The sequence below is a fragment of the Paenibacillus sp. J31R120 genome (assembly GCF_056269225.1).
Map to the genome: position 1 here is coordinate 615,078 of NZ_JBWDNN010000001.1, position 23,622 is coordinate 638,699.

Annotated in this window: 19 protein-coding genes; 18 read left to right on the plus strand and 1 reads right to left on the minus strand. The window is 52.6% G+C overall.

Going from position 1 to position 23,622, the window contains the following annotated elements:
- Nucleotides 1–119 precede the first annotated feature (119 nt).
- The gene (locus tag AC0YNW_RS02695) at nt 120–419 is read left to right on the plus strand and encodes a DUF5665 domain-containing protein (protein WP_475831255.1); all 300 of its coding nucleotides are present in this window, start codon (nt 120–122) and stop codon (nt 417–419) included.
- A 3-nt stretch (nt 420–422) separates the two neighbouring features.
- Here the strand turns inward: AC0YNW_RS02695 and AC0YNW_RS02700 are convergent, their stop codons facing one another.
- Nucleotides 423–1,151, minus strand: a complete 729-nt coding sequence (locus AC0YNW_RS02700) for a TraR/DksA C4-type zinc finger protein (RefSeq protein WP_475831256.1) — start codon at nt 1,149–1,151, stop codon at nt 423–425.
- Between the two features lie 223 nt (nt 1,152–1,374).
- On the opposite strand from AC0YNW_RS02700, the gene lspA reads away from it, so the two are divergent.
- The 17 genes from lspA to AC0YNW_RS02785 all read left to right on the plus strand — a co-directional run bounded on the left by lspA (nt 1,375) and on the right by AC0YNW_RS02785 (nt 23,569).
- Nucleotides 1,375–1,881: a signal peptidase II gene (gene lspA / locus AC0YNW_RS02705; protein ID WP_387471896.1), complete on the plus strand. Its 507-nt coding sequence runs from the start codon at nt 1,375–1,377 to the stop codon at nt 1,879–1,881.
- Nucleotides 1,878–2,825, plus strand: coding sequence for an RluA family pseudouridine synthase (locus AC0YNW_RS02710; protein WP_387471893.1), 948 nt, complete (start codon nt 1,878–1,880; stop codon nt 2,823–2,825). Before lspA ends, AC0YNW_RS02710 begins: the two co-directional genes overlap by 4 nt.
- 182 nt (nt 2,826–3,007) lie before the next feature.
- Nucleotides 3,008–4,243, plus strand: a complete 1,236-nt coding sequence (locus tag AC0YNW_RS02715; protein ID WP_475830656.1) for an LL-diaminopimelate aminotransferase — start codon at nt 3,008–3,010, stop codon at nt 4,241–4,243.
- Between the two features lie 356 nt (nt 4,244–4,599).
- A complete protein-coding gene (gene pyrR, locus AC0YNW_RS02720; RefSeq protein ID WP_387471889.1) occupies nt 4,600–5,166 on the plus strand; it encodes a bifunctional pyr operon transcriptional regulator/uracil phosphoribosyltransferase PyrR in 567 nt (188 codons plus the stop codon).
- 7 nt (nt 5,167–5,173) lie between these two features.
- On the plus strand, nt 5,174–6,073 hold the full coding sequence (locus AC0YNW_RS02725; protein WP_387471887.1) for an aspartate carbamoyltransferase catalytic subunit: 900 nt from the start codon (nt 5,174–5,176) through the stop codon (nt 6,071–6,073).
- A gap of 77 nt (nt 6,074–6,150) precedes the next feature.
- Nucleotides 6,151–7,434: a dihydroorotase gene (locus AC0YNW_RS02730; RefSeq protein WP_475830657.1), complete on the plus strand. Its 1,284-nt coding sequence runs from the start codon at nt 6,151–6,153 to the stop codon at nt 7,432–7,434.
- Between the two features lie 54 nt (nt 7,435–7,488).
- A complete protein-coding gene (locus AC0YNW_RS02735) occupies nt 7,489–8,634 on the plus strand; it encodes a carbamoyl phosphate synthase small subunit (RefSeq protein ID WP_475830658.1) in 1,146 nt (381 codons plus the stop codon).
- Nucleotides 8,621–11,839 carry a carbamoyl-phosphate synthase large subunit gene (gene carB / locus AC0YNW_RS02740; protein WP_475830659.1) on the plus strand — a complete coding sequence of 1,073 codons (3,219 nt, stop codon included), beginning with the start codon at nt 8,621–8,623 and terminating at the stop codon, nt 11,837–11,839. Before AC0YNW_RS02735 ends, carB begins: the two co-directional genes overlap by 14 nt.
- A 72-nt stretch (nt 11,840–11,911) precedes the next feature.
- Entirely contained in the window at nt 11,912–12,646 is a 735-nt protein-coding gene (gene pyrF, locus AC0YNW_RS02745; protein ID WP_475830660.1) for an orotidine-5'-phosphate decarboxylase, read from the plus strand.
- Nucleotides 12,639–13,286, plus strand: a complete 648-nt coding sequence (gene pyrE, locus AC0YNW_RS02750) for an orotate phosphoribosyltransferase (protein WP_387471877.1) — start codon at nt 12,639–12,641, stop codon at nt 13,284–13,286. The genes pyrF and pyrE overlap by 8 nt, the downstream gene beginning before the upstream one ends.
- A gap of 314 nt (nt 13,287–13,600) precedes the next feature.
- Nucleotides 13,601–13,963 (plus strand): hypothetical protein, encoded by a 363-nt coding sequence (locus tag AC0YNW_RS02755; protein ID WP_475830661.1) that lies wholly within the window; start codon nt 13,601–13,603, stop codon nt 13,961–13,963.
- 462 nt (nt 13,964–14,425) lie between these two features.
- Nucleotides 14,426–16,156: a methyl-accepting chemotaxis protein gene (locus AC0YNW_RS02760; RefSeq protein ID WP_475830662.1), complete on the plus strand. Its 1,731-nt coding sequence runs from the start codon at nt 14,426–14,428 to the stop codon at nt 16,154–16,156.
- A gap of 191 nt (nt 16,157–16,347) precedes the next feature.
- Nucleotides 16,348–17,121, plus strand: coding sequence for an ABC transporter ATP-binding protein (locus AC0YNW_RS02765; RefSeq protein WP_387471871.1), 774 nt, complete (start codon nt 16,348–16,350; stop codon nt 17,119–17,121).
- A complete protein-coding gene (locus tag AC0YNW_RS02770; protein ID WP_475830663.1) occupies nt 17,087–18,169 on the plus strand; it encodes an efflux RND transporter periplasmic adaptor subunit in 1,083 nt (360 codons plus the stop codon). The genes AC0YNW_RS02765 and AC0YNW_RS02770 overlap by 35 nt, the downstream gene beginning before the upstream one ends.
- A gap of 2 nt (nt 18,170–18,171) precedes the next feature.
- Nucleotides 18,172–21,078 (plus strand): ABC transporter permease, encoded by a 2,907-nt coding sequence (locus tag AC0YNW_RS02775; protein ID WP_475830664.1) that lies wholly within the window; start codon nt 18,172–18,174, stop codon nt 21,076–21,078.
- A 6-nt stretch (nt 21,079–21,084) separates the two neighbouring features.
- A complete protein-coding gene (locus tag AC0YNW_RS02780) occupies nt 21,085–21,981 on the plus strand; it encodes an ABC transporter ATP-binding protein (RefSeq protein WP_387471865.1) in 897 nt (298 codons plus the stop codon).
- Nucleotides 21,974–23,569, plus strand: coding sequence for an ABC transporter substrate-binding protein (locus tag AC0YNW_RS02785; RefSeq protein ID WP_475830665.1), 1,596 nt, complete (start codon nt 21,974–21,976; stop codon nt 23,567–23,569). Before AC0YNW_RS02780 ends, AC0YNW_RS02785 begins: the two co-directional genes overlap by 8 nt.
- Nucleotides 23,570–23,622: the final 53 nt, after the last annotated feature.

A 23,622-nucleotide genomic window follows, 5' to 3' on the forward strand; every position in this document is an offset into this window, starting at 1 on the left:
CTTGCCCGCCATGCTGGCGGAGCGGGCTTCTCTGCTTTGAACCGGAGGTGATGGGTATGGCGAAGAGAAGACATCAAGGGAAACATCCGCTCCCAGAGCAAGAAGCGAGTGACTTAACCATGCTTCAAAAATCGCTGACCGCTCTTGATAAGCGAATGCAGCATATTGCCTCGGAGATGGAGAGAACCCATATTGCGGAATATGTTGATCTGCTGAATCGTCCCATCTCGCTCATCTGGCGCAATCTGTTGTCAGGTGTAGCAAGAGGCGTCGGCATCGCAATCGGGTTCACGTTTTTTGCCGCAACAATTCTGTATGTGCTGCAAATCCTCGGAGCGCTCAATCTTCCCATTATCGGGGATTATATTGCAGATATCGTACGGATTGTACAGATTCAGCTGGAAGGGAAGGGCTATTAGGCGCTACGCCTGATCGTCCTCGTCCTCCAGCATGTGATCGCCTTCCTCGCCCTGCATGTAATGCTCATATTCGCGATTGCGGATAACTGTTACATAACGGCCAGTAATGTCGGTTGCGAGAAAGCTTTCGAGCGATTCCACGTAGCCGTCGTTTTCTTGGGATTCAATACCGATATGCTCGTAATCGGTGGCGTTCCGATTCTCTGACATCGCCGGCGAATCGGCGTTGCCCCAAGACTCGACGATCTGCCAGGCGTCTTCGCCGTCGAAGCCGTTGTAGCCGTCCTCGTGCTCGTCCATGCTCGTCCGGCCAAATGGAGGCTGAAGGAAAATCTCCTCTACAGGACGCCGGTCAGAGACAATATTCCTTGGGGCGTGGCTGACACAGTATAGCGTGTCCGGGACCGCATCCAGCCTTTCATAAGGAATCGGCTCGCTGCAGACGGCACAGACGCCATAACAGCCACTTTCCATGGCGGCAAGAGCGGCCTCAATCCGGCGAAGGTGAAGCTCTTCCTGCTCCAGCAGGGAGATGTCCTTCTCCCGCTCGTACAGCTCGGTTGCAAGGTCGCCGGGATGATTATCGATAGGCGACAATTCGCCGGTCTGGTCGCGAAGGGAATCGCCTTTGCCGTAATGCTGGTTATGCATCAATCGGGATTCAATTTCCTTATGCTCGTCTTGCAGGCGAAGACGAAGCAGGGCGAGCTGGGAACTGGATGGATTAGACATAAGAAAAAGCACCGTCCTTTGTACCATACATAATTGCTCCATTAGCTTTTGCCGAAGCGGGCGATTTCAGTATGGGCATGGCTGGATGGCAGCAGGGCCCAACCGCTTAGGATATAACTGGTTTCCAGCCGCTCGCCTATGCTACACTAGGTGAAGCGGATATTGCCATGTAGGAACGATGGCGGCATGCCGAATGCAAGTTACCTTTTTTAGGAGTGATCAGATGCGCTATTACTATTACTACCTCATTACTGTGATCGTACTCATCCTGGATTACGTGACCAAAAAAATCGTGGCGACCAAAATGAATCTGTACGATGAAATTAGCGTAATCGGCAACTTCTTCCTCATTACGTCGCACCGCAATCGCGGGGCTGCCTTCGGCATTCTGGAAGGACAACGCGTATTCTTCATTATTATTACGGTAGCTATCGTGTCTGGATTAATCTGGTACACGCATACGATGCGCAAGACGGGCAAGCCGAGATTGTTTATAGGTTTGACGCTGGTATTGGGCGGAGCTGTCGGAAACTTCATCGATCGCGTACGTTTCGGCGAAGTTGTTGACTTCTTCAAATTCAACTTCGGCAGCTATACGTTCCCAATCTTCAACATTGCGGATTCCGCAATTGTAATAGGCGTGGGGCTTATTCTGCTGGATGCGCTGCTTAGCGCCCGCGAGGAGAAGCTCGCGCAAGGACAGGACAACAAGGAGCCAAATGGAGCATGAATAGCAACCTACTGCAAGATGATGACGCAACGCTCGTGGAATGGACAATAGAGTCTGAGCATGCGGGTGAGCGAATTGATAAATGGATTGCCGAAACAATGGACATGCCGGGCTTGTCCCGAACACAAGTTCAGGAGTGGATTAAGGCTGGAGCGGTAACCGTGAACGGCAAGATCGTAAAAGCAAATTACAAGCTGGTTCTAGGCGATGTGCTTGCGATCGATGTGCCGGAATCGGCGGATGCGAATATCGAAGCCGAGGACATACCGCTTGAAGTCGTATACGAGGATTCGGATGTCATTGTGATTAACAAACCAAGAGGAATGGTCGTTCATCCCGCGCCTGGGCATTCCTCCGGCACAGTGGTGAACGCGCTGATGCATCATTGCAAGGATCTCTCGGGCATTAACGGCTTGCTGCGCCCCGGTATCGTACACCGGATTGACAAGGACACGACAGGCCTTCTGATGGCGGCCAAAAACGATCTGGCGCATGTATCGCTTGCCGAGCAATTGAAGGAACATTCCGTCACGCGGAAATATATCGCGCTGGTGCATGGCAACGTGCCTCATGATCAAGGCACGATCGATGCGCCGATCGGACGCGACCGGAACGATCGCAAGCTGTTCACAGTAACGGAGCATAACAGCAAGCCAGCGGTTACACATTTTCTCGTGCTGGAGCGGCTAGGCGACTATACGCTGCTGGAGCTTCAGCTGGAGACGGGCCGTACGCATCAAATCCGTGTTCATATGAAATATATCGGCTATCCGATGGCGGGAGATCCCACATACGGACGGAACAAGACGGTTGCGCTGGACGGACAAGCTCTGCATGCTGCGGTACTAGGATTCACGCATCCCCGGACAGGGGAGAGGCTGCTGTTCGAAGCGCCGCTTCCTGAAGATTATGAGCATGTGCTCGCAAGCTTGAAGTCAAGATAAGAAGGGTTGTCAGCCGGTGCATATGCATCGGCTGCTTTCGTCTAGCCGCATGATGACGAACGTATGAATGTGATACTGAAATAAGTGCAAACTTTTGACGATATCCTGCATTATGTTCGACCCACAAGTGCGCTATCCTAAACGTAGATTAGGTGGATTCTACAAAAGGAAAGGTGAAAGCAATGACAGCCATAAACAACAACTACTTGGAGCTGCAAGGCAGCTATTTATTTTCCGAAATTGCCAAACGCCGTACAACATTCATTCAGGAGAACCCGAATGCCGAGATTATTAGCCTGGGCATCGGCGACGTAACTCGCGGCCTGCCGGAAGCGGTACTTAAGGCGATGCACGAAGCGGTCGATGAACTGGCTCAGCCAGGATCGTTCCGCGGCTACGGCCCGGAGCAAGGCTATGACTTCCTGATTCAAGCCATCATCGAAAATGATTACAAAGCGCGCGGCATTGATATCGCTTTGAACGAGGTGTTCCTCAGTGACGGTTCCAAATGCGACGTAGGCAACATCCAAGAAATCTTTAGCCAGGACAGCATCGTAGCCGTACAGGACCCTGTGTATCCGGTATATGTAGATACGAATGTTATGGCGGGACGCTCCGGCAAGTACAATCAGGAGACCAAGCGTTACGAGAACATCGTCTACCTGGAATGTACGGCGGAGAATAACTTCAAGCCAAGCTTGCCAGATCGCAAAGTAGATCTGATCTACCTGTGCTATCCGAACAATCCGACAGGCATGACGCTGACGAAGGACGAGCTTAAGGTATGGGTAGACTATGCGAGAGAAAACAATTGCCTGATCTTGTTCGACTCTGCGTATGAGGCATTCATCCAGGAGAAGGATGTGCCGCATAGCATCTATGAAGTAGAAGGCGCGCGCGAAGTGGCTATCGAATTCCGCAGCTTCTCCAAAACAGCCGGCTTCACAGGCGTACGCTGTGCCTATACGGTCGTGCCGCGCGAGCTGAAAGGTCTGGATGCAAGCGGCAATTCCGTCTTGATCAACGATCTGTGGAACCGCCGCCACACCACGAAGTTCAATGGCGTATCATATGTGACGCAACGCGGCGCTGCTGCGATCTATTCTCCTGAGGGCAAGGAGCAAATCTCTTCGCTTGTAGAATATTACATGACGAATGCAGCGATTATCCGCGACGGACTGGCATCGATCGGCCTTGAAGTGTTCGGCGGCGTGAATGCGCCTTACATCTGGCTGAAGACGCCGCAAGGCATGGATTCCTGGGGTTTCTTCGACAAGCTGCTCTCCGAAGCGAATATTGTCGGCACGCCGGGCGTAGGCTTCGGCCAAAGCGGTCAAGGCTACTTCCGTCTGACGGCGTTCGGCAGCCGCGAGAATACGGAGAAAGCGGTAGACCGCATCCGCCAGCTTAGCCTGTAATGGATATTTGATAAACAAACCTATGGCATTGCCAGCGCTATCCTTGTATAGTCGGGTACGGATTTCTTACACTATGACTATGCGAAGGGCACTACGCTCTTGACTTCTTATGTCGAACATGGGATAATTCCTATGATACAGAGCAGTACCTTTAAATCAGTCCCGTGAGACTGGCAAGGTAGCGTGAATATAGGTCTATATTCGGATAGGATGGGGAACCCTCGACTTGCGGCTCATACCGCAGGTGAGAATGGACCTGCTCTATTCCTGACTAATCACACCAACTCCTTGCGAACTCCGCAAGGAGTTTTTTTGTCGGAGCTACGGAAAAAAGTTGAGTGAAGAGGTGAGCGGCTATGGCAGAAGAAGAGCATCTGGTCATTATGGACGAAACGGCGATTCGCCGGGCGTTGACGCGAATCGCGCATGAAATTGTCGAAAAGAACAAAGGCATCGACGACTGCATCATCGTAGGGATTCGGACAAGAGGCATCTATTTGGCTAACCGCGTTGCGGAACGGATCGGCGAGATTGAAGGAAGGCCGGTTCCGGTTCGGGAGCTCGATATCACGCATTATCGGGACGATCGGCTGGATGCGGCGGCGACGAAGACGGAAGCCTCGGCTGCGCTTGGCGAGCTGGAGGGCATGCCTTTTACAACGAAGGACAAGATCATTATCCTGTTCGACGATGTGCTGTATACAGGCCGGACGATCCGCGCCGCCATGGACGCCCTGATGGATTGCGGGAGGCCGAGAAGCATTCAGCTTGCTGTGCTGGTCGACCGGGGTCATCGCGAGCTGCCGATCAGGCCTGACTTTATCGGGAAGAACGTTCCTACCTCCAAGCAAGAACAAATCCAAGTCGCGCTAACAGAGATCGATACACTCGATCAAGTGACCTTAATCAACCAAAGGGGGTAGACCTGACATGACGCTTGCACAATTGAAAGAGCGCAGCTTGCTCGGTCTGAAAGACCTTGACAAAGAAGAAATCGAATCCATCCTGGAGCGAGCGGCTTATTGGGAGAAGCACCCGGTTAAAGTGCATGGGGGTCAGCAAGGAAAGTTTGCGGCGAACATGTTTTTCGAGAACAGCACTAGAACGAGATTTTCGTTCGAGGTAGCGGAGAAGCGGCTTGGCGCCGAGGTGATCAACTTCTCTTCGGCTGCTTCCAGCGTCGAGAAGGGCGAGTCGATCTATGACACGGTACGGACGCTTGAATCGATGGGCATCGACGTCGGCGTCATTCGGCTCAAGCCGTCAGGGCTGCTCGCCGAGCTGGCTGAGAAAATCAAAGTACCGCTGGTCAATGCAGGAGACGGCAATAACGAGCATCCTACGCAGGCGCTGCTCGATCTATATACGATGCGCAAGCAGTTCGGTTCGTTGGGCGGCTTGAACGTATCGATCATCGGCGACATTCTGCACAGCCGGGTAGCGCGTTCCAATCTGTGGGCGCTGCGCAAGTTCGGAGCCAATGTAAACTTCTGCGCACCGGACAATATGCAGGCGAAGGAGCTGGACGCGCCTTACATCTCCATGGACGAAGCGCTTAAGGCGGATGTAGTCATGATGCTGAGAGTACAGCTGGAGCGCCATGAGGGCGGCATGCTGAATTCGGCGGAGTCCTACCGCGAGCAATATGGCTTGACTGTAGAGCGCGCACAGCGCATCGCGCCTCATGCGATCATCATGCATCCCGCTCCGGTCAACCGGAACGTAGAGATCGACGGAGATTTGGTGGAACATCCGCAATCCCGCATTTTCCCTCAGATGGAGAACGGCGTACCGATCCGTATGGCGGTAATCGAACGCGCACTTAGCTAAGCGCGCAGGGACAAGGCTTCCGTGGAAGCCACTGGCAGCAGGCGACAGAGCGAATACAATCGGAGGGTGATCAGAACATGTCATTGTGGATAATTAACGGCAACGTATGGAATGAAGAGAGCGGCAAGCTGGAGCAAAAACACATACGCGTAAGCGACGGACGAATTGCTGAAGTTGTTGACGCCGGAGTGATCGACACTGGCAGCGCGGAAGTGATTGACGCGAAGGGCAAGCTGGTATCGGCAGGCTTCATCGATATGCACGTCCATCTGCGCGACCCTGGCTTTGAACATAAAGAGGACATCGTGACAGGTTCCCGTTCGGCGGCGAAAGGCGGTTTCACAACAATCGCATGCATGCCGAATACACGCCCTGTCATCGACAAGCCTGAGACCGTAAAATATGTATTGGACAAAGCGACTGAGGCTGGACTGGTGAAAGTGCTGCCTTACGCAGCCATTACGAAAAACGAGCTTGGACGAGAGCTGACGGATTTCGCTGCCTTGAAGGAAGCGGGAGCAATCGGATTCACGGACGACGGCGTAGGCGTACAGAATGCGCAAATGATGAAAAACGCGATGGCGCTGGCCAAATCGCTGGATATGCCGGTCATCGCGCACTGCGAGGACGATTCTCTGGTGGAAGGCGCTTGGGCATCGGAAGGCGAATTCTCCCGCAAGCATGGCATTAAAGGCATCCCGAATGAATCCGAAGCAATCCATGTTGGCCGGGACGTACTGCTGGCAGAAGCGACAGGCGTACACTACCACGTCTGCCATGTCAGCACGGAGCAATCGGTACGGCTCATCAGACTGGCGAAGTCGATCGGCGTATCGGTGACTGCGGAGGTATGTCCGCATCACCTGCTTCTGTCGGACGAGGATATTCCGGGTCTGGACGATGCGAACTGGAAGATGAATCCGCCGCTGCGCACGCCGCGCGATGTGCAGGCCGTCATCGAAGGGCTCCAGGACGGCACACTGGACATGATCGTAACCGACCATGCGCCGCATAGCGCGGAAGAGAAAGCTCGCGGCGTTGACCTTGCGCCATTCGGCATCGTCGGATTCGAGACAGCCTTCCCGCTTCTATATACGAAGTTTGTTGCGACAGGCAAGTGGACGCTTGGCTTCCTCTTGAAGCGCATGACGCAAGATCCTGCACGCGTGTTCCGCCTGGAGACAGGCCGCCTGGAGCAAGGCGCGCCGGCAGACCTCACGATCGTCGATCTGGAGAATGAGCGTGCAGTGGACCCTGCGACTTTCCTGTCGAAGAGCAACAATACACCATTCGGCGGCTGGGAGCTCAAGGGCTGGCCGGTTACAACGATTGTCGACGGCAAAGTCGTCTGGTCGGAATAAGGAATAGATTCGGATACCATTTTAAGCATAAAGAACACCAGAGGAGTGATACGGATGCAAGCAAGACTATTGTTGGAAGACGGAACGTTATTCACCGGCTTGTCCTTCGGCGCGGAAGCGCAGATGATGGGCGAGGTTGTATTTAATACAGGCATCACAGGTTACCAGGAGGTTCTCTCCGATCCTTCGTACTGCGGACAAATCGTGACCATGACGTATCCGCTGATCGGCAACTACGGCATTACACGCGATGACTTCGAAGCCATTCGTCCTTACATTCACGGCTTTGTCGTTCGCCGCCATGAGCCGGTGCCAAGCAACTGGCGCGCTCAATATTCGCTGGGCCAACTGCTGAAAGAATACGGCATTCCGGGCATCAGCGACATCGATACACGCATGCTCACCCGCAAATTGCGCCACTTCGGCACAATGAGAGGTTTGATTACAACGGGCAACGAGCGTGTGGAAGAATTGGCAGAGCGCCTGAGCCTGTCCACTCTGATGACAGACCAGGTTGCGCGCACATCGACGAAGCATGTATTCGCAAGCCCAGGCAACCGCGAGCGTATCGTATTGGTTGATTTCGGTGCGAAGAGCGGCATTCTGCGCGAGCTGACGCAGCGCGGCTGCGACGTTGTAGTTGTGCCTCACGATACTACGGCAGACGAGATTCGCCGCCTGGCGCCGGACGGCATCCAGCTGTCCAACGGCCCTGGGGACCCGAAAGACGTACCGCATGCGGTTAAGATGATCTCTGAGCTGCTTGGTGAAATTCCGATCTTTGGCATCTGCCTCGGACACCAGCTGTTCGCACTGGCTTGCGGAGCGGATACAGGCAAGCTGAAATTCGGCCATCGCGGCGGCAACCATCCGGTTAAGGAACTGGCGACAAACCGCTGCTATATCACTTCCCAAAATCATGGCTACACCGTTGTGGATTCTTCAATTGAAGGAACCGAACTGGAAGTTACACATATCAACAACAATGATAAAACGATCGAAGGACTTAAACATAGCAAGTTCCCGGCATTCTCCGTTCAGTATCATCCGGAAGCGGCACCGGGACCGTTCGACTCCAGCTATCTGTTCGACGAATTCCTGGAGATGATCCGCACGCACAAACAAAACAACCCACAAAAACCTCGTCAGGCTGTGTTGTCGGAGACGTTGAAAGGAGAGCTTCAATATGCCCAAAAATAATGAACTCAAAAAAATTCTCGTAATCGGGTCCGGCCCGATTGTCATCGGACAAGCGGCGGAGTTCGACTACGCAGGGACGCAAGCTTGCCAAGCGCTGAAGGAAGAAGGCTATGAGGTTGTACTGATCAACAGCAACCCGGCTACGATCATGACCGATACGAACATGGCTGACAAAGTATACATCGAACCAATTACGCTTGAATTCGTAAGCCAAATCATTCGTCAAGAGCGTCCAGACGGCTTGCTGCCTACGCTTGGCGGACAGACCGGCCTGAACATGGCGGTTGAGCTGGCGCGCGCTGGCGTGCTGGAACGCGAAAATGTGAAGCTGCTCGGCACACAGCTGACAGCGATAGAGAAAGCGGAAGACCGTGACCTGTTCCGTGAGCTGATGCGAGAGCTGGAGCAGCCGGTACCGGACAGCGACATTGTTACGACGGTGGAAGATGCGGTAGCATTCGCAAACAGCATCGGCTATCCGATCATCGTTCGTCCTGCCTACACGCTGGGCGGCACAGGCGGCGGTATCTGCGCGAACGAGGAAGAGCTGCGCGAGATCGTAGCCTCCGGCATCCGCTACAGCCCGATTAGCCAATGCTTGATTGAGAAATCGATCGCCGGCATGAAGGAAGTCGAATACGAGGTTATGCGTGACGCAAATGACAACTGCATCGTGGTCTGCAACATGGAGAACTTCGATCCGGTTGGCGTACACACAGGCGACAGTATCGTCGTAGCTCCTTCCCAAACCTTGTCTGACCGTGAATATCAAATGCTGCGTTCGGCATCTCTGAAAATCATCAGAGCGCTGAACATCGAGGGCGGCTGCAACGTTCAGTTCGCGCTTGACCCGCACAGCTACCAATACTATGTCATCGAAGTTAACCCGCGTGTAAGCCGCTCCTCGGCGCTGGCATCCAAAGCGACTGGCTACCCGATCGCGAAGATGGCTGCAAAGATCGCAATCGGCTACACACTGGATGAGCTGGTAAACCCGGTTACAGGCCAGACTTATGCATGCTTCGAGCCTACACTTGACTATATCGTATCGAAAATTCCGCGCTGGCCGTTCGACAAGTTCGTAAACGCGAACCGCAAGCTCGGCACGCAAATGAAAGCGACTGGCGAAGTTATGGCGATCGGCCGTACATTCGAAGAGTCGATTCATAAAGCAGTGCGTTCCCTGGAAATCGGAGCACACCGCCTGCATCTGAAAGAAGCGACTTCCCTTGAGGAAGACGTGCTGCGCATGCGCCTGGCTAAGCCGGATGACGAGCGCATGTTCCTCGTAGCGGAAGCATTCCGCCGCGGCTTCTCCCTGCAAGAGCTGCAGGACATTACGAATATCGACTGGTGGTTCCTGGACAAAATCCAATCCATCGTCGCTTTCGAGGATCGTCTGCGCAAGGAAGCGACACTGTCGGCTCAGTCGCTGTATGAAGCGAAGCGCAAAGGCTTCTCCGACCGCTCCATCGCAGAAATCCGCAAGGAAGGCTTCCCGAATGGCAGCCATACGACAGAAGCGGATGTACGCGCGTTCCGTCTGCAAAACAACCTGAAGCCAGTCTACAAAATGGTTGATACTTGCGCAGCGGAATTTGAAGCGACAACACCTTACTACTACTCGACGTATGAAGTAGAGAATGAAGTCATCGAAACGACGAAGCAGAAGGTGCTGGTGCTTGGCTCCGGACCGATCCGTATCGGCCAAGGCATCGAGTTCGACTACTCGACAGTTCACGCCGTATGGGCGATTCAAAAAGCGGGCTATGAAGCGGTTATTATCAACAACAACCCGGAGACGGTATCCACCGACTTCAGCACATCCGACCGCCTGTACTTCGAGCCGCTCTTCTTCGAAGACGTGATGAACGTCATCGAGCAAGAGAAGCCTATCGGCGTCATTGTACAGTTCGGCGGACAAACGGCGATCAACCTGGCTGCTCCGCTTGCCAAAGCGGGCGTGCGCATCCTGGGCTCCAGCCTGGAGAGCATCGATGCTGCGGAAGATCGCAAGAAGTTCGAAGCGCTGCTTCGCAAGCTGAACATCGCGCAGCCTGAAGGCAGCACGGTAACATCGGTCGACGAAGCGGTTGTAACGGCTCAGAAGCTCGGTTATCCGGTGCTGGTACGTCCATCCTACGTTCTGGGCGGACGCGCTATGGAGATCGTCTACTCCGACCAAGAGCTGCTTAGCTACATGGAAGTGGCTGTGAAGATCAATCCGGAGCATCCGGTTCTGGTCGACCGCTACATGCTGGGCAAGGAAGCGGAAGTCGACGCAATCTGCGACGGCGAGACCGTACTCATCCCGGGCATTATGGAGCATGTCGAGCGCGCAGGCGTTCACTCCGGCGACTCCATTGCGGTCTATCCGCCGCAATCACTGTCTGATGATATCAAGCAGCAGATTGTCGACATCACGATCAAGATTGCCAAAGAATTTAAAGTTATCGGTCTGGTTAATATCCAGTTCGTTATCCATCAAGAAAAAGCTTACGTCATCGAAGTTAACCCGCGCTCCTCGCGTACGGTTCCGTTCCTGAGCAAAGTAACGAGCCTGCCGATGGCGAACCTGGCGACACAAGCGATTATGGGCACGAAGCTGTCCGAGCTTGGTTATACAGACGGTCTGTGGCCGGAAGACGAATACGTATCGGTAAAAGTACCGGTATTCTCCTTCGCGAAGCTGCGCCGCGTCGACCCTACGCTGACACCGGAGATGAAATCGACGGGCGAGGTTATGGGCCGTGATGTGCAATATGCGAAAGCCCTTTACAAAGGACTTATCGGTGCAGGCATGAAAATTCCGACAGCGGGCACGATTGTGGCAACCGTTGCGGATAAAGATAAAGAGGAAGCTACGGAGCTGCTCCGCGGATTCTACAATATCGGCTACAAAATCATCGCAACCGGCGGTACGGCCGACGCGCTTGAAGCGGCAGGTCTGTATGTGACCCGCGTGAACAAGCTGAGCGAAGGCTCGCCGAACATCCTGGATCTGGTACGCGAAGGCAAAGCCCAATTCGTCGTTAATACGCTGACGAAAGGCAAAACGCCGGAGCGCGACGGATTCCGTATTCGCCGGGAAGCGGTCGAGAACGGCGTGGTCTGCATGACCTCCCTGGATACCGTTCGCGCATTGCTTAACATGATGGAGACGATCAACTTCTCCTCGCACGCGATGCCGGTTGTACAGAAGTAAGCAATAAGACGAAGCTTCTGGGGCGTTCATCCGCCTCAGAAGCTTCAACACTATATAGAGGGGGACATGGCTGTGAAACTGACAAGAGAACAAGCAGCGAAGCGCATTATGGTGGCGCTGGATTACCCGGATGCTGCTGCAGCCGAGAAATTGATCGGGGAGCTGAAGGGCATTCCTTGCTATATGAAGGTTGGGATGCAGCTGTTCTACGCGGCGGGACCTGCTTTCGTATCGAGCTTGAAGGAACGCGGCTATTATGTCTTCCTGGACGTGAAGATGCATGACATTCCCAATACGGTCAAAGGCGGCTCCAACAGTGTAACAAGGCTTGGCGTAGATATGTTCAACGTACATGCAGGCGGAGGACAAGCCATGATGGAAGCGGCGCTTGAAGGCGTGGATGCCGCCTTGTCTGGCGGTGCAGTGAAGCCTGCAGTGATTGCGGTTACTCATCTGACCAGTACAAGCCAGCCGGTCCTGAACGAGCAAATCGGGATCGGGGGAACGGTGGAGGAAGCGGTGCTTCGTTATGCTTCGCTTGCGAAGACAGCGGGTCTAGACGGCGTCGTGGCTTCTCCATCGGAAGTGGTGGCGATCAAGTCGGCGCTGGGCGCTACCTTCCAGACGGTCACACCGGGCATCCGGCCTGCCGGAGCAGCGCTGAACGACCAGTCCCGCATTATGACGCCAGCTGAAGCGCTTCGTCAAGGTACGGATTATATGGTCATTGGCCGCCCGATTACTGCGGCTGCAGAGCCGCGCGAAGCATTGGAATCTATTATCGAGGAGCTGATTTCGGTTGAGTAACGTATCATTGGCGGCACTGCCTAACGAAATTGCAAAAAGTTTGCTGGAGATCGGAGCAGTCGCGCTTCGTCCGAACGAACCGTTTACCTGGACTTCTGGTCTAAAATCCCCAATCTACTGCGATAATCGTCTTACCATGACGTATCCGGCTATCCGTGATCTGGTGGCGGAAGGCTTCGCAACGATTATCCGCGAGCGTTACCCTGACGCGGAAGTGATTGCAGGCACCTCTACTGCAGGCATCCCGCATGCAGCTTGGGTTGCTCAGAAGCTGAATCTTCCGATGGCTTACATTCGCGACAAAGCAAAAGGCCACGGCAAGCAAAATCAAATCGAAGGCCGGATTAACCCGGGTCAAAAAGTCATCGTTATCGAGGACTTGATTTCCACTGGCGGCAGCTCCCTGAAGGCTGCGCAAGCTGTTCGCGAGGCAGGGGCTGAAGTGAGCGCCGTTCTGGCCATCTTCACTTATCAATTCCCGCATGCGGCTCAAGCGTTCGAGAATGACGGCTTCACGCTTGACACGCTATCGAACTATTCAGCCCTGATTGAGACGGCTGTTCAGCTTGGAAAAGTAGCGGAAGCAGACGTTGCAGCGCTTCAGGCTTGGCGCAATGATCCGCAATCGTTCGGCAAGTAATAGCCGGCAATAAATAATGAAGAACGTACTGTCTCAATGAGACATTAGCTTATCGAGAAACCTTGTGTTTATTTAAACGCAGGGTTTTTCTTTTTTTGCCTATGTACATAAAATGCCGAGGGCATTTATCCTCTCCACTCTCCTCTTCAGACTGTCGTGAAACCTTTTACAAAGCTCCATGCGCTTGATGTACGAAGTGGTAGTTATCGAGAAGTTTGTCGAACCATAAATTGGATATTAAGCCTCATTGAACCAACCTTCTAATAATCGTAAACTCAAACTGTATTCCAATAATATCCTATAGGAGGTTTTTTATGAGAAAAGTATTTCGAATCTACGGACTTGCTGCATTGATCTTAATTATGACTGCAACCACTGTATATGCTGCCAATCAATCCAGTTCCGCTTACGCCAAAGGAGGAGGAAATGATGGGAGTTCTTCGTATATTACCGGTCAAGGTCAAATGGGCAGAATGAAATTTAATTCATCCGGCGGCGGCTATGGCTTCTATGAAAAAGTTTGTTCAGGAACGACCACTTATAGCCCTGCTACTTTTATCCCAGCCAGCGGCGGTTCAGTTGATGAACTTGTACCCATGCCATCCGGCTGCCAGTTCAAGCTGCACATTACTAGCGGAACGTTTCCGGTAGCCGGCACCATTCAAAACTACGATTAGGAAGAGCGATAGACTGTCGGGATAGTTTCGGCAGTCTATTTTTATACCTATTTCTTTTAATATAACGCCTTAATGATTAGGTATAAATATACAAATTCACATAATTACATGGTTATTTTATGCTCGTTCAAATATCGGAAAGCAGAATACTATGCTTCGATCCGGAGAGATGGAACGTCCCTCTGAAGTTTGATAAATGCTTCCGCTCAAAGAACACCGAAATTTCTCATCATAGCAAACCCCGGACATAAAATGACGGGGTTACTCAACACGCTGACGTACTGTCCATTGAGACAGTACGCTTTTTTTGGTGCAAAACGCGCTTGGAATGCGCTTTCTATTTGTCCAGATTGAAAATTCGACAATTTTCTTAAAAAATCTTGTCTTCTCCTCTTTTTTTCCATAGGGTGAGTAACCGATATACATATAGATAGTTTTAGAATCGCGGAAGGTTGGGGGTTAATGATGAATTTTTCATTGCGTTGGAAAATTGCGCTGTTAGCGGTGCTGCCGCTATTGTGCTACGCACTGTCCGTCCTGTATGTACTGGGCGAACAAAGAAAGACATTCGATATTATGGCGGAGGAAATTTATGAGAACGCGAATCAGGTAGAATCCTTGATTCTGAATGCAGACCGCGACATGTATCAGGCTTACGTTGCTTATTTGAAAATCGAGTCCGGGAAGCTGGAGCATGAACGGTTCGTCGCCGCCCAAACAGAGATGACGGAGAACAGGGACCAGGCGGTAGAACGTGTAGCGGCTGCCAAAGAGCTGCTCGAAAAAGCGGATTTGCTTCATCTGGCTCATGGATCTTCAGGAAAGACGGCAGGCGAAATTTTTGATGCGTTTGACACAGCATTCAATAACTGGTTCAAGGAAGTGTATTCGGCTAGCGAGGACGGCAAGTCCGAGATTAGCGAACTGATCGATAATGACTTCCAGGTAAGTCGGAGCGGCATTGATGAAGTAGGCGAGAGCATGGATGTCCATGCCGGTGAGACGATTGCCCGAATTGAAAAAGATCTGGATAAAAACCAGTTATCGACTCTGGTGTCCATGATCCTAGTAGCGATCTTGCTCATTGGATATTCGGTTGTGATGATCAAGTTGATTATGAATACAATCCGTACTGTCGTACAGAAGACCAAGCTGGTCGGCGAAGGAGACCTGACGGTTCAGCCCGACAGCAAGTACAAGAAGGACGAGCTGGGCCAAATCTCGCGTTCAGTGGACGATATGATCGCCAATATGAATGGGCTGATCGCTGGTATTGTGGGCAATACGCGCAAGGTTAGCGAATCGTCCTCGCAGCTTGCAAGCGCCGCAAGCGAGTCCGCCTTGGCTTCGGAGAATGTCGCGCAGAACATTCAGGAAGTAGCGACCAGCTCCGAGAGCCAGGCGCGTGGAGCAGAGGAGATGTCGCGAGCGATTGAGGAGATGGCGGTAGGCATCGGGCGAATTGCCGAGAATACATCGGATATTGCGGATCAATCGAATGTCACGACGGCACAGGCGGATCAAGGGCAAGAATCGCTCCACCGCCTTGTAGGCCAGATGGACGAGATCAAGACGGTTATTACGAAGCTGTCCGATACTATCGGCACGCTGGAGAACCGGTCGCAGCAGATTGGTGCTATTGCCGAGAACATTACGGCCTTCTCCAACCAGACGAATATCCTGTCGCTGAATGCTTCTATTGAAGCGGCGCGGGCTGGGGAGCATGGACGAGGCTTTGCCGTTGTCGCGGGCGAGATCCGCAAGCTGGCGGCAAGCTCGCTGGAATCGGCTGAACATATTAACGATCTGGTGTCGCTCACGCAGAGGGAAATCTCCGGTGCGTCGGGCTACATGAGAGAGACGATGCAGCAGGTGGAGTATGGCGGAGAACGGATGAAGGACGTAAGCCATAATCTGAATCTGATTGCGGAATCGATTACGCAAATGACGCAGCAAATTCAGGAGAATTCTGCGATTACGCAGCAGATGTCGGCAAGCTCCGAGGAAGTAAGCGCATCGGTGGAGCAGAGTGCAACAAGCACCATAGCCAACTTGGAGAAGACGGAAAGCGTCGCAGCGGCGACAGAAGAGCAGCTCGCGTTAATGGAGAGCATCTCGTCTTCGTCGAAGGAACTGGATGCGATTGTCAGGGAGCTTAATAGCTCGGTAGCGCACTTTAAAGTGAAGAAATAGAAACGAGTTATCCGCTCTGGCCAAGGAATATTGGGTCGGGGCGGATTTTTGCTTGGAAGCTGAAGACAAGCTGAAAAAATGTTTTAGAAAATCATGTCACTTATCGTAACTTTTTTATACTTATCACCGTCTATGTCTGTAGATTAGAATTATGAAGTTTTAGGTAGAGGATTGGGGGAGAGGAGAAGCCTATGGCCATCATACAAAATGCTGAGATTAACGATGATCAAGAGGCTCAAACAGAGGAAGCCGTGCAGCGAGAGAGTGCAAGCGAAAGGCTTTCGCAAGGGCCCGGTGAAACGTTGCTGTCTGTCAACCAGGTTGAACGCATCTTCCAGGTTGGAGGCAGGTCTTTGCATGTCTTGAAAGGCATCCAGATGGAAGTAAAGCAGCAGCAGCTCGTTATGCTGAAGGGTCGCTCCGGCTCCGGCAAGACGACGTTGCTTAATTGTCTTGGGGGTCTGGATACACCGAGCAAAGGTGAGATTATCTTCAACGGCCAGCCGTTCAGCACGAAGAGCGACGATGAGAGAACGCTCGTAAGGCGCAAAGATATGGGGTTTATATTCCAAGCGTTCGCCTTGATGCCCCTGCTGTCTGCATGGGAGAACGTCGAGCTGTCGCTTCGCATGGCGGGCACGCCGAGGTCTGAGTGGAAGGAACGCGTAGAGGAATGCTTGACGCTTGTTGGACTTGAGAAGAGGATGCATCACCGTCCGTTCGAGTTGTCCGGTGGTGAGCAGCAGCGCGTTGCGATAGCCAAGGCCATCGCCCATAAGCCGATTATGCTGCTTGCCGACGAACCAACGGCCGAGCTGGATACGGGGATGTCTGCGCAAGTTATGGCAGTCTTTCAAAATATTATTCGCACTGAAAATGTCTCTATCTGTATGACTACACACGATCCTACAATTTTGGAGGTTGCCGATCATGTCTATGAAATGGTGGACGGGAAGTTTATTTAAACGTTCATTGATAGTTGCAATGAGCACGACAATCGTATTTACAAGCGGCTGCTCGCTGCTGCCTAAGGAGAAGGAAGAGGAAGTATTGCCGGAGATTGTGCCGGCGCAAATCTCGAAGAAACCGGAATACGAAGTCACAACAGCGAATCTGGTACAGGGCGTTCCTTTGACAGGAAAACTCATCTCCATGGAGGAAGAAACGCTGTACTTCACTCTTAACGAGAAGCATATTCAAGATGTTTATGTAAAGACAGGCGACAAGGTTCAGGCGGGCGATATTATCGCGGTGCTGGACGTTGAACTGTTGGAGAAGCAGCTCCGAAATGACCGTCTTGCGTTCCGCCGCGATGAGAACGAGATGAAGAAGACGCTTCGGGACCGCGACACGATGGAGCCGCTCGAATTCGAGGAGCAGCAGATCCAATTCGAGGAGAAGCGCCAAAAGCTCGTTGATCTTGAGGGAGAGATCGCAAAAGCGACGCTGGTTGCGCCGTTCTCCGGAACAATCGTATCGCTTAATGTTCAGAAGGGCGACACGGTGAAGGCTTATGATCCCATCGCGATCGTAGCGGACACTTCGCTCATTACCCCGGCTTCCAAGCTGAACAAAACGGAGCTTGAGAAGGTTGCAGTAGGCATGGAAGTAGAAGTTACCATTACAGGCGTAGGCAAGCTCTCCGGCAAGGTTAAGCAATTGCCGGTCAAGTCAACCGAACAGAACAACGGCGGAGGCGGCTTCCCTGGCGGCGGCAATGGCGAAAACAACAAGCCTGAGCGTCCGGAAGACTTTATGCTGCTGGATATTCCGAAGCTGCCGAAGGATCTGAACCGCGGCACGCCGGTAGCGATCAACGTCATTACGAAGCGCACCGAAAACGCCATCGTCGTTCCGCCGTCGACACTTCGCAAAATCGGGTCTCGCACCTATGTGCAGATCGTTGATGAAAACGGAAAGCGCGAGGTGGACGTTCAAGTAGGTCAGCAGACGGCTACTCAAGTGGAAATTTTACAAGGGCTTAAGCCGGGGCAGAAAGTCGTAGGTCAATAGCCATGGGTATTCCGCTGTTTCGATTCTTATTCCGCAAAATGTGGAATACGCGATGGTTGACGTTAAGTACGCTGGCTGGACTGATCCTGGCCGTCGCCTTCGCGACAAGCATACCGATGTATGCGGACGGAGCGCTTAAGCGGGTAGTAGCGGAGTCATTGCAGGAGAAGAGCGAAGGCATGCCCGCTGGCTCCTTGCTGATCCGCTATCAGTCTACTCCAGGACAGACGACCGAACTAGGCGCACTGTCAACGCTGGATGAGTATATCAAAACGGAAGTTCCGAAGGACATCGGCTTTACATACTCAACTTATTTGAAAAACTACTCCATTCGCAGTGCCGATGTCGTGCCTGAAGATCCAACAAAGGTCGATGCCGGCCGTAACCGTCAGTTGACCATCATGTCGCTGACGCAGCTTAAGGACCATGCGGAGATTGTGCAAGGCCGCTGGTTCGAGGAAAGCGCAGGCAAGTCGGATATTATTGAAGCCGTTATGCTGGAAGAAGCGATGTTCCGCAATGACGTACATATCGGCGATATTTTCGAATACCCGGTATATGGCGGTCTGAACCTGACGCTTCGCGTTCAGATTGTCGGCGCTGTCAACCCGCTTGACGCGTCGGATGCTTATTGGTATCAAGGCTTCGACAGCTTGTTCAACACCCTGCAAGTGAACGAAGAGACCTTCCAGAAAGTGCTGATGGAGCAGAACAAAATCCCGCTTCATAACGCAGGCTGGTACTACTCTTTCGACTTGTCCGAGGTGAAGACGAGCCAGCTCTCTCCACTGGGACGCACGCTTAACCGGATGGATATTGAGCTGTATCAACGCTTGAAGGATACGCGAGTGGAAATTTCTTTCGCTTCCATCCTGACTGAATTTAAGAAACAAAGTCTTCAATTGCAGACGCTGCTCTTCACGCTTGCCGCACCGATGATTGCGATGGTGTTCTTCTTCATCGCGATGAACGCGCGTCAATCGCTCGACAAGCAGCGCAGCGATATCGCTGTACTGCGAAGCCGGGGGGCGGGAACCAGGCAGATTATATCGATCTATCTGCTTGAAGGTCTGTTGCTTGGCGCAATAGCGCTTGGACTTGGGCCGTTCATCGGCTGGTTCATGGCGAAGAGCATTGGCTCCGCCAACGGCTTCTTGTCCTTCGTCAATCGGAAGTCGATTCCGGTAGGTTTCTCGACGGAAGCGATGATAGCCGGCGGCAGCGCCGTTCTGCTTGCCATTATGGCGACAGTAATACCGGCCGTTATGTATGCGCGAGCATCCATCGTTAGCTACAAACAGGATCTGGCTCGCTCCGACCGCAAACCGGTCTGGCAGCGGTGGTTCCTCGATGTGCTCTTGCTGGCTGCAGCCGGATACGGCTGGTATATGTTCAACGAACGCCAGATGCTGACGTTCAAGACGGGCATGACAACGGATCAGCTGAACGTTCAGCCATTCCTGTTCTTCGTACCGGCGCTGTCGATCTTCGCGCTGGGCCTGTTCTTCCTGAGACTGTTCCCATGGCTGCTGAAGCTGTTCAACTGGTTGGGACGCAAGTTCCTGCCAGTGCCGCTCTACTTGACGCTAACCCAGCTGTCCCGTTCGTCTAAGGGGTATTATCCGTTGATGATTCTCCTTGTGTTAACTCTTGGACTCGGGGTCTACAATGCGTCGGCGGCAAGAACGATCGACCTGAACTCTACGGAACGCACTCTATATAAATACGGATCAGATGTCATCATTGAGACCGTATGGCACGGATCGCCTGAGATTACTCAGCCGCCGGCTGGCGGTGGCAACGGCGGCGGTGGCGGTAATGGAGGCGGCGGTGGAGGCGGTGGCAACGGTGGCGGTGGCGGAAACGGCGGTGGAGGCGGCGGCAACAATGGCGGCGGCGTACCATCCCGTATTCTGTATAATGAACCGCCATTCGAGATTTACCGTCAGCTGGATGGCGTAGAGGCTGCTGCCCGCGTTCTGACGACGAAAGGCAACATCGTCATCTCCGGCAAGTCGATCGGCCAAGGCAATATACTTGGCATCGACAACAAAGACTTCTCGGAAGTCGCTTGGTTCCGCGACGATCTTTATCCCGTGCATCCGTACTATTATTTGCACAACCTGGGGTTATACGAGCACGCGGCGATTATTCCGAAAGGAGTTGCCGACAAGTATCAGATGAAGCTCGGCGATATCGTCTCCGTTGGCTTACCTGATGGGATGATTGAATTTACGGTTGTTGGGATTCTGCCGTACTGGCCGAGTCTGTACCCGGATAAGGCGCCATTCATTATTACGAACCTAGATTATATTTTCGACCAGATACCGATTATGCCTTACCAAGTGTGGCTGAAGATGGAACCTGACGCGCTTGTTGCGCCAGTCGTCGATGGCCTACAGAAGGCAGGTATGGAAATTGCGAGCATAAAAGACGTTCGCAGCGAGCTCCTTACCCAATCGAAGCATCCGACAAGAGGCGGCGTTTTCGGCATCCTGAGCCTTGGCTTCCTTGTATCGGTAGTCATTACGCTGGCGGGCTATGTGCTCTATTGGTTCTTCAACCTGTCGGGCCGGGTCGTACAATTCGGGGTCCTGCGTGCGATGGGATTATCGCGCAAGCAGCTGACCGGGATGCTACTTCTGGAGCAGCTGTTCACAGCAGGCCTTGCGATCGGACTCGGTGTCCTGATCGGCAAAGTGGTCAGTAAGCTCTTCCTGCCTTTCTTGCAGACGACAGAAAATGTCGCTGAGACGGTTCCGCCGTTCCGCGTTATTTTCGAAGCGAAGGATACGAACCAGCTCTTCATTGTCGTAGGCGTGATGATGCTGATCGGTGCGGGTCTGCTCTTCCTGCATATCCGCAGGCTGAAGGTGCATCAAGCAGTGAAAATGGGAGAGGAGCGTTAACGGCCAATGATCCATTGCGAAGGACTAGTTAAAATCTACAAAACAGACGATCTCGAGGTCGTTGCACTGCAAGGTCTGAATCTGACTGTCGAGGACGGCGAGCTGATGGCCATTATCGGCAACAGCGGCAGCGGCAAATCGACGCTTCTCAATACACTTGGAGGACTTGACCGGCCATCAGCCGGTCAGGTTAAAGTCGGTCCATGGGACCTGCTTAAAATTACGGAAGAGGAATTGGTGCAGTACAAGCGGGATACGGTCGGCTTTATCTGGCAGAACAATGCCCGCAACCTCTTGCCTTATCTAAGCGCGCTTGAGAATGTGGAGATGCCGATGATGCTCTCCGGCAAGACGGATCGCGCGTACGCGAAGCAACTGCTGGAGTGGGTCGGATTGAAGGAGCGGATGCACAACAAGCTGCATCAGCTCTCCGGTGGTGAGCAGCAGCGGGTAGCCATTGCGATCTCTCTGTCGAACCGTCCCAAGCTTCTGCTGGCGGATGAGCCAACAGGCTCTGTCGATACCGCTACCTCCGACATGATTATGGGCATCTTCCGGAAGCTGAACCGGGAGATCGGCATCACGATTGTCATCGTTACGCATGACATGACCTTGGCTGGCAAGGTTGACCGCGTCGTGGCCATACGTGACGGTCTCACTAGTACGGAATTTATTAAACGCAATCCCAATATTACGGATGGGGGGGATTTAATTCAGTCTGCGGGCCGAAACCTCAATTCCGTTCATGAAGCGTACGTGGTTGTGGACCGGGTCGGACGGCTTCAGGTGCCGAAGGAGTATCTTACGGCACTGGGTATTAAAGATAAAGCATCCATGGAATTCGACGGAGAGCGGATCGTCATCTCTTCACCAAAATCATTAGGAGGTAGTGGCAATGAATAAAAATGGCCAAATCAAATCTCGTTTTTCAAGATGGACGATGATTGCTCTGACGCTCACGCTCCTTACCGGCTTGCTGTCCGCATGCAGCGGAGGCAACGATCCGTCTAAGGCTGAGTCGTCAGTCATACGTATCGGCGTACTGTATGGCGGTGCCGACAATGAGCCTTACTTCCGTCAGCAGTATACGGATATGTTCGAGATGCAAAATCCGAACGTACAGTTCGAAATTGTAGGCGCGATCAACTACGAAGATCAGCGTTATGTACAGACAGAGCCTGGCAAAGAACAAGAACAGCCTGATCCGTATGAAAAAATGAAAGAAATGATGACGGGCCAAAACCCGGTTGACGTCGTCGTATTGGATTACAACATGCTGCGCCGATTCACGCAAGACAATCTGCTGCAGCCGCTTGATCCGATGATTCAGAAGGACAAATTTGATATTAGCGACTATGTGCCAACGGTTATCGACGGCATCAAGTCGGTAGGCGACAACAACATCTATGCGCTGACGCCGACGTTTACGTCTTCGGCACTCTTTTATAACAAAAAGATCTTTGCAGATATGAATATTGAGCCTCCTACGGACAAAATGCAATGGGAGGACATCTTCAACAAAGCTCGTCAGGTAGCGAGCGGCGAGGGTGAAGACCGCGTCTTTGGCTTCTCCTTCAATCGCTGGGCTAACGATCCATTCAGTGACGCAAACTACTATAGCAATGCCCTGCAGCTGCGTTATTGGGATGAAAAAGGCGAGACGATGCTGGTCAATAATGATCAATGGCTAAATGTATGGGATTCAGTGTACGGTCTTCACAAAGACAAGATCGTACCAGATCAGCAGCATATGAATCAGCTGTATGAAAAGAGAAGCAGCAGCTCGGATGCGCCATTCGATCCATTCTTCGGCGATTTGTTCTTGAGCGGCAATGTCGCCATGATGATCGGCGAATCGTATTACGTGAACGAGCTTCGCAGAGCCAACGACAATGCTGGGAATATTAAAGATTTTAATATGGTAGACTGGGATGTCGTAACAGTGCCAGTAAGTGCAGCAAATCCGGATGCGGGCGGCAATATCGGCCTCAGCCAGCTGATGGGCATTAACTCGAAGGCACAAAATCCGGATGGTGCTTGGGACTTCGTCAAGTTCTCGAACAGTAAGGAATGGGCAAAGCTGAAATCGAGAAGCAATTATGAGCTTGTAGCGCGCAAGGAATTCTTGAAGCCGGTTGGCGACTTGACGTACAATATCGACGCGTTCACTTCGCTTAAGCCGCTGCCGCCAGTATCCAATAATGACGATAAGCTGTCTCGTGAGAAGCCGGGTCTGTGGCAAGCTCAGAGCTTTGGCTACGAGCTGTTCCAAGAGGTCATGAACGGCACCAAGACGACGAAGGAAGCGCTCGCTGAGTGGGAGACGAAAGGCAACGCCGCGCTTCAGCAAACAAACGCAGGCGGGGGCGATGGCAACATCGATATTATGCCTATGCCAAGAGCGATGACGGAAGAAGAAGCTGTAAAAGCTGCTGCTGGGGAAATTGATGTGGAAGAAGTATCAGTTGACGAAGTAGCAGTTGAAGAATAAGGAATGAATAAAGCCGCTGTACAGCCTCTAGAGGCCGTACAGCGGCTTTATTC